4 protein-coding genes are annotated in these 6,586 nt (G+C 61.9%); 3 read left to right on the top strand and 1 reads right to left on the bottom strand.

The window, feature by feature from the left end; genetic code table 11:
• Positions 1–102: 102 nt before the first annotated feature.
• On the bottom strand, positions 103–1,038 hold the full coding sequence (locus tag DM807_RS08590; protein ID WP_179026968.1) for an IS110 family transposase: 936 nt from the start codon (positions 1,036–1,038) through the stop codon (positions 103–105).
• Between the two features lie 347 nt (positions 1,039–1,385).
• Between DM807_RS08590 and DM807_RS08585 the strand changes: the two genes are divergently transcribed.
• From DM807_RS08585 to DM807_RS08575, 3 genes are read left to right on the top strand one after another with little or no spacing between them, the layout of a single operon-like run.
• Positions 1,386–2,474, top strand: a complete 1,089-nt coding sequence (locus DM807_RS08585) for an efflux RND transporter periplasmic adaptor subunit (protein WP_012274729.1) — start codon at positions 1,386–1,388, stop codon at positions 2,472–2,474.
• On the top strand, positions 2,471–3,538 hold the full coding sequence (locus DM807_RS08580) for an efflux RND transporter periplasmic adaptor subunit (protein WP_179027267.1): 1,068 nt from the start codon (positions 2,471–2,473) through the stop codon (positions 3,536–3,538). Before DM807_RS08585 ends, DM807_RS08580 begins: the two co-directional genes overlap by 4 nt.
• A complete protein-coding gene (locus tag DM807_RS08575; RefSeq protein WP_179027266.1) occupies positions 3,535–6,585 on the top strand; it encodes an efflux RND transporter permease subunit in 3,051 nt (1,016 codons plus the stop codon). The genes DM807_RS08580 and DM807_RS08575 overlap by 4 nt, the downstream gene beginning before the upstream one ends.
• Position 6,586: the final 1 nt, after the last annotated feature.

Raw genomic sequence — 6,586 nt, 5'->3', positions numbered from 1 at the left:
CTGTGGGAGCAACTGTCTTCTTGTGGAAGCTGGCCTTGCTGGCGATGGGGCGCGTAGCGCCCTTGGCCCGGCTCTGCCGGGCATCGCCAGCATGGCTGACTCTTACGGATGGGCCACCTGCTCCTGCCAAGGTGTTCCGGCCTTTAGCATCGCATTCAGCCGTATGATCAAGACCCGCATGCACGCCACTATCGCCACCTTCGCGCATTTCCCCTCGGCCCGCAAAGCCGCATAGCGGGCTCCGAAGTCTTGGTTGTATCGGATGACGATCCAGCAGGCCATGTACAGCGCTCGCCTGACACGTGACCGGCCACCCCAGATCTCGCGCTTGCCCGCGTGTTTGCCGCTGTCTTGGTTGAACGGTGCAACACCCACCAGTGCCGCGATTTCCTTACGGTCCACCTGGCCCAACTCCGGCAGCAGAGCCACCAGCTTGGTTGCCGTGACCAAGCCAATGCCTTTGACCTCCAAGAGGCGTGGGACACGGTCGTCATTGAGCTTCACGGCCTGTTCAGCGATCTCGAGTTCGAGCGCTTTGATTTCACCTTTCAGGTAAACAATGTGGCGCTCCAGACGGAAGCAGACGCTGGTTGACTGGGCCTGCTTCAGCCGACGTTTGTCATCGTCACGTTGCTGGACGAAGCGATCCCGCTGCATCAGCAACTCGCGCAGCAAGGCCCGTTCAGGCGTCATTACCGTATACCGTTGAGGCGGCAGCACTTCGGCGAAGTGAGCCAGCACCGCAGCGTCGATGGGGTCGGTCTTGGCTTGTTTACCCATGGATTTGGCAAAGGCCCGGACGCGGCTGGGGTTTATCCGGTACGCCGGAAGACCAGCGTCATGTAGAGCCCGCAGGACGTTGCATTCGTAACCGCCGGTCGCTTCAAGGATGATTGCTGAAACCTGATACTCGCCGAGTTTTTCGACAAGCTGACTGAATCCGTTCAGGTCATTGGAAACATTGAAGTTCAAACCTTCGGGGCGGATGTGCACGGCAAGTGTGGTGCTGGAAACATCGATGCCGACAGAGGAAAACATGGCCAAACCCTCTTAGACTCAAGGAGTGAGAGCGCTTTGGCTTGGCCCACGCTTGTGGTTCGAGATTTGGCCCTCATCCAACTGTTCGGGCTCTCGCCAAAGTGGAACGGTGAATGGCAGCTTGTGCTCCCACACGTGCTCGAGGCACCTCGGGCTATCAACTTGCCATTCACCGCTCTCACCTTAGATTCTATTCCCTCCTCAAGACACAAGCGGGTTCACCCGCGAAAGGGCTCGCGCAGAGGCTGAAAATGCCTGAGTGATCTCCATCAGTGATGTTTACCGAACCCTGAACTACGCTGACAGTCGCATCTCACAAATCATTTGTGCGCAAGCTAGGAGCCTGCATGAGGGTGACGCGTCCACTGTTGCTGGCAAGCTTGGGCTTGCTGTCCATGCTCACCGGTTGTAGCAAGGAAGAGGTTCCCGAGACGCTGCCTCGGGTGGGTGTGCAACAGGTCCAGCCCACCGATTTCGCTGCCAGGGTCACCCTGACCGGCGATGTGCAGGCGCGGGTGCAGACCGACCTCTCGTTCCGCGTAGGCGGCAAGATCATTTCGCGCAGCGTGGACGTGGGCGACCACGTCAAGGCCAACCAGGTGCTGGCGCGGCTGGACCCAAAAGACTTGCAGAACAACGTCGACTCGGCCAAGGCCGAGGTGTTCGCCGCGCAAGCACGGGTCACCCAGACCAGTGCCGCCTTCGTGCGCCAGCAGAAACTGCTGCCCAAGGGCTACACCAGCCAGAGTGAATACGACTCCGCCGAAGCCGCGTTGCGCAGCAACCAGAGCGCCCTCAAGGCCGCCCAGGCGCAGCTGGCCAACGCCAACGAACAACTCAGCTATACCGCACTGGTCTCCGAGGCCGCTGGGGTAATCACTCAGCGCCAGGCCGAAGTCGGGCAGGTGGTACAGGCCACCATGCCGATCTTCAGCCTGGCTACCGATGGCGACCGCGATGCGGTGTTCAACGTCTACGAGTCGCTGCTGGTCGCGCCGCCCAGCGATGCCGGGGTGGTCGTCAGCCTGTTGGACGACCCCAAGGTCCAGGCCCATGGCTTCGTGCGCGAAATCACCCCCACGGTGTCGGCGCAAAGCGGCACGGTGCAGGTCAAGGTTGGCCTGAAAGACGTGCCACCGGGCATGCAACTGGGCGCACCGGTCACTGCTACCACCAACGCTCAGGGTCGGCCCAGCGTCGAACTGCCGTGGTCGGCGTTGACCAAGGCCTTGCATGAACCCGCCGTGTGGGTGGTGGGCGAGGGCGACAAGGTGGAGCTGCGCAAAGTTGAAGTCAGCCGTTACCTCACCGGCAAGATCGTGGTCGCCAGCGGCCTCAAAGGCGGCGAGAGCGTGGTGGTCAACGGCGGCCAGTTGCTGCACCCCGGCATGCAGGTGCAGAAGGTCGATGCCAAGGCCCCAGGGGGTGAGTTATGAAGCGCCTGTTGCTGATGCTGTCAGCCGGCGTGCTGCTAGTGGGCTGCAGTAGCGAGGACGAGGCACCCGAGCCGATTCGGCCGGTGCTGTCGGTCAAGGTCGAACCCCAGGTGCAATCGCAGCTGGGCCGCTTCGCCGGCAGTATCCAGGCGCGCTTCGAAAGCACCCTGGGCTTTCGGGTTTCCGGGCGCATTGCCCGGCGCTGGCTGGATGTCGGTGCCCAGGTGAAGCCGGGCGACACCCTGGCCACCCTCGACCCGACCGACCAGCAGAACCAGTTGCGTGCCGCCGAAGGCGACCTGGCCAAGGTGCAGGCACAGTGGATCAACGCCCAGGCCGATGCCCGTCGCCAGCAACAGCTGTATGACCGTGGCGTGGGCGCCCAGGCGCAGCTGGACATCGCCCAGACCAACCTGAAAACCACCAGCGCGGCGTTGGAGCAGGCGCGCTCCGCGCTCAGCCAGGCCCGTGACCAGCTCGACTACAGCACCCTGCGCACCGACCACGCCGCCGTGATCACCGCGTGGCAGGCCGAAGCCGGGCAAACCGTTACCGCCGGGCAAGCCGTGGTGACCTTGGCCCGGCCGGACGTGAAGGAAGCGGTGATCGACCTGCCGATCGGCTTGGCCGAGCAGTTGAACAAAGGCCTGACCTTTACCGTTGCCTCACAGCTCGACCCAACCATCAATACCACGGCCAGCCTACGCGAGCTGGAGCCCCAGGCCGACGCCACCACCCGTACCCGGCGCGCCCGCCTGACCCTGGCCAGCACGCCGGCGGCGTTCCACTTGGGCACTGCCATCAGCGTGACCCTGAGTTCGGAAGTGACGCCGCGTAGCGAGCTGCCCGCGAGCGCGTTGCTGGAGCGTGACGGCAAGACCCAGGTGTGGGTGATCGATACACAGCAGAAGACCGTGGCAACCCGTGACGTGGCGCTGATCGACCGCACCGCCGACAGCATTGTCCTGACGTCGGGCGTACAGCCCGGTGAGCGCGTGGTTACCGCAGGTGTGAACAGCCTGAAGCCTGGCCAGAAGGTCACCTTCGACGAGGATGCGCAATGAAAGGAAGCTTCAACCTCTCCGAATGGGCGCTCAAGCACCAGTCATTCGTCTGGTACCTGATGTTCGTTGGCCTGCTGATGGGGATTTTTTCGTACTTCAACCTCGGGCGTGAGGAAGACCCGTCATTCACCATCAAAACCATGGTCATCCAGACCCGCTGGCCGGGTGCGACTCAGGACGAAACCCTATACCAGGTCACCGACCGCATCGAGAAGAAGCTGGAGGAGCTCGATTCCCTCGATTACACCAAAAGCTACACCCGTCCGGGTGAGTCCACCGTCTACGTGTACCTGCGCGACACCACCAAAGCCAAGGACATCCCGGAAATCTGGTACCAGGTGCGCAAGAAAATCCAGGACATCCGCGGCCAGTTCCCGCAGGGTATTCAGGGGCCTGCCTTCAACGACGAATTCGGTGACGTGTTCGGCTCGATCTACGCCTTTACCTCTGACGGCCTGACCCTGCGCCAACTGCGCGACTACGTTGAACAAGCCCGCGCCGAAGTGCGCGAAGTGCCCAACATCGGCAAGATAGAGCTGGTCGGCACCCAGGACGAAGTGCTGTACCTGAACTTCTCGACCCGCAAACTGGCAGCGCTGGGTATCGACCAGCGCCAGGTCATGCAGGCCTTGCAATCACAGAACGCAGTAACGCCAGCCGGGGTGATCGAGGCTGGGCCAGAGCGCATTTCGGTGCGCACCACCGGGCAGTTCGCATCCGAAAAAGACCTGCAAACCGTCAACCTGAGGATCAACGACCGCTTCTTCCGCCTGGCCGATATCGCTGATATCGAGCGTGGCTACGTCGACCCGCCCACGCCCATGTTCCGCTTCAACGGCCAGACCGCGATCGGCCTGGCTATCGGCATGAAGGCCGGCGGCAACATGCAGGTATTCGGTGCGGCGCTGAAGAAGAAAATGGACAGCGTGATCACCGACCTGCCGGTCGGGGTGGGTGTGCACACCGTGTCAGACCAGGCGGTGGTCGTGAAGCAGGCAGTCGGCGGCTTCACTAGCGCACTGTTCGAAGCGGTGGTGATTGTATTGGCGGTGAGCTTTATCAGCCTCGGTGTGCGTGCAGGGTTGGTGGTGGCCTGCTCGATTCCGTTGGTGCTGGCGATGGTGTTCGTGTTCATGGAGTACAGCGGCATCACCATGCAGCGGATTTCGCTGGGGGCGTTGATCATTGCCCTTGGCCTGCTGGTGGATGATGCGATGATCACCGTGGAGGTCATGGTCACGCGGCTGGAGATGGGCGAGAGCAAGGAGCAGGCGGCGACGTTCGCCTATACCTCTACCGCATTCCCCATGCTCACCGGCACCTTGGTGACCGTTGCCGGCTTCGTGCCGATTGGGCTCAATGCCAGCTCGGCGGGCGAATATACCTACACCTTGTTCGCGGTCATCGCCGTGGCGTTGATCGTGTCGTGGGTGGTGGCGGTGTTCTTCGCGCCGGTACTGGGCGTGCATATCCTGAGCAGCAAGGTCAAGGCACACGAGGAGCAGACCGGGCGAGTAGGGCGAGCGTTCGAAGGTGGCCTGCTGTGGTGCATGCGCAACCGCTGGCTGACCATCATCGGTACGGTGCTGTTGTTCGCGTTGGCCATTTTCTGTGAGCGCTTTGTCCAGAACCAGTTCTTCCCGTCCTCGGACCGCCCTGAAATTCTGGTCGACCTCAACCTGCCGCAGAACGCCTCGATCGAGGAGACGCGCAAGGTGGTCGACCGCTTCGAGGCGCGGATCAAGGATGACCCGGACCTGGTGCACTGGAGCACCTACATCGGCCAAGGTGCCATTCGTTTCTACCTGCCCCTCGACCAACAGTTGCAGAACCCCTACTACGCGCAGTTGGTGATCGTCAGTAAAGGCTTCGAAGAGCGTCAGGCCATGATGGATCGCTTGCAGAAGATCCTGCATGAAGAGTTCGTTGGCATCGGTACCAACGTACAGTCGCTGGAAATGGGCCCGCCGGTAGGGCGGCCGATCCAGTATCGGGTCAGTGGCGCAAATATCGACGAGGTGCGCAAACACGCCATCGAACTGGCCACCCTGCTTGACCAGAACGAGCATATCGGCGAGATGATCTACGACTGGAACGAGCCAGGTAAGGTGCTGCGCGTGGAAATCGCCCAGGACAAGGCACGCCAGCTGGGGTTATCGTCGGAAGACGTGGCCAATGTGATGAACAGCATCGTCAGCGGCGTGCAGATCACCCAGGTCAACGACAACATTTACCTGGTCAATGTGGTCGCCCGTGCCGAAGACAGCGAGCGCGGCTCGCCTGATACCCTGCAGAACCTGCAGATCCTCACGCCCAACGGCACTTCGATCCCGTTGCTGTCGTTTGCCACGGTGCGCTACGAGATGGAGCAGCCGCTGGTTTGGCGCCGCGACCGCAAGCCCACCATCACCATCAAGGCCTCGGTCAACGGCGACATCCAGCCCACCGATCTGGTAGCTCAGTTGAAGCCCAAGATCGACGAGTTCGCCAGCAAGCTGCCGGTGGGCTTCGAAGTGGCTACCGGCGGTACGGTGGAGGAGAGCGCCAAGGCGCAAGGGCCGATCCGCAAGGTGATCCCGCTGATGCTGTTCCTGATGGCGACCTTCCTGATGATCCAGCTGCACAGTGTGCAGAAGCTGTTCCTGGTGGTCAGCGTGGCGCCGCTTGGGCTGATTGGCGTGGTGCTGGCGCTGGTGCCCACGGGTACGCCGATGGGCTTTGTGGCGATCCTTGGCATCCTGGCGCTGGCGGGCATCATCATCCGTAACTCGGTAATTCTGGTAACCCAGATCGATGAATTCGTGGCGCAAGGCTTTTCGCAATGGGATGCGGTGGTGGAGGCCACTAACCATCGGCGCCGGCCAATCCTGCTGACCGCGGCGGCGGCGAGCCTGGGTATGATCCCGATTGCCCGCGAGGTGTTCTGGGGGCCGATGGCCTACGCGATGATTGGCGGGATCATCGTGGCGACCTTGCTGACGCTGCTGTTCCTGCCGGCGCTGTATGTGGCCTGGTACAAGATCCGCGAGCCACAGGAAAAATCCTGAA

Origin of the sequence: Pseudomonas hunanensis (assembly GCF_013393325.1) — a bacterium.
Classification (GTDB): domain Bacteria; phylum Pseudomonadota; class Gammaproteobacteria; order Pseudomonadales; family Pseudomonadaceae; genus Aquipseudomonas; species Aquipseudomonas putida_P.
The sequence above is the reverse complement of the archived record's forward strand: the minus strand, read 5'-3'. Positions and strand labels throughout refer to the sequence as shown.